This window comes from Acinetobacter sp. YH12069 (assembly GCF_013419675.1).
GTDB lineage: Bacteria > Pseudomonadota > Gammaproteobacteria > Pseudomonadales > Moraxellaceae > Acinetobacter > Acinetobacter amyesii.
In genome coordinates, this window is record NZ_VOZS01000060.1 from 1 (window position 1) to 1,078 (window position 1,078).

The following is a 1,078-nucleotide window of genomic DNA, read 5'->3' on the forward strand; positions in this document are numbered from 1 at the left end:
AGGGCGTTTTGTAGCACAAAAAAAACCTCATCAAGCGACAAGGTTTCTTTCATAAGCCCAATCAGGAATGCCTACAGGCTTGGCTTCTAACACACGGATCAGGGGAATTACGTTAGATTTTTCTTTAGGGGACTTGGTAGAAATATCTATACCATATTTAAGCATCTCACTACGGCAACGGTAGAAAGCAGATTTAGACATAATTTGCTTTAAGTCATCACCATTCAACCAAGTTTGATAAACCATTCTTAAACGGGTAGGTAATGCATCTAAAACATCATCTTTGAGCATATAGACATCACTCATTTCTAATTTAGATATGTATTCTAGAAGTAACTCCTCGGCTGTGTCTATATCCCAATTGGATGCAATGTGCAAAGAACGTCTTTTTAACTCTTGTTGTCTAGTTACACCCTCTATTCTCAAGGCTTTTCGAGCATATTCGATCATTTAAGGTATTTGTATATCAACAGGTAAGTGATGACCTTTTGCTAAGATTTCCATGAATTTGGAGTAACACTTTAAAGCCCAACGTCTAGAATGTTTACCAAAATAAGCAGTATCACCACTAAATTGACCAGCACCACGATGTTTTAAATATGCTGATTCACCTACGGCACGAATCCAAGCAAGTACTTCTTTTTCATTATTCAAATGCCACGTTTCATTAACGTCTACACGAGATAATTCATAATGACCGTCTTTGATATTTGCGTATTGGAATGGATCAGGACATAAGCCTAATTCTTCTTTTTTTAACAGCTCATCAAAAAACTTACCCATAATTGAAACAAGATCATTAGAACCAAATAAATTATGACCCTGAAGGAATTTTGTAGGATTCCCAGAAATATAAATTTGAGTGTCTGTTACTGACTGAATCTGAATTTTTGTTGAATAAGAACCCTCAACTGTTTTTTTCTTATCACAAACCCATTCTTTTTCTAAATTAGAATTAAGGGACAAAACAGCCCCATTAAAAAGCTTATCAGGGTCATGATTACAAATTATTTTCGCCGATACCCAATCAATCATTTATCAAGCCACTTAAAAACCTCACTAAGATTCTCAAACGAAT

1 pseudogene is annotated in these 1,078 nt (G+C 35.3%); it reads right to left on the bottom strand.

Annotated features, from left to right (window positions below):
- Window positions 1–30: 30 nt before the first annotated feature.
- Window positions 31–1,035 (bottom strand): annotated as a pseudogene (locus FTU16_RS16410) (phage/plasmid replication protein, II/X family).
- Window positions 1,036–1,078 lie beyond the last annotated feature (43 nt).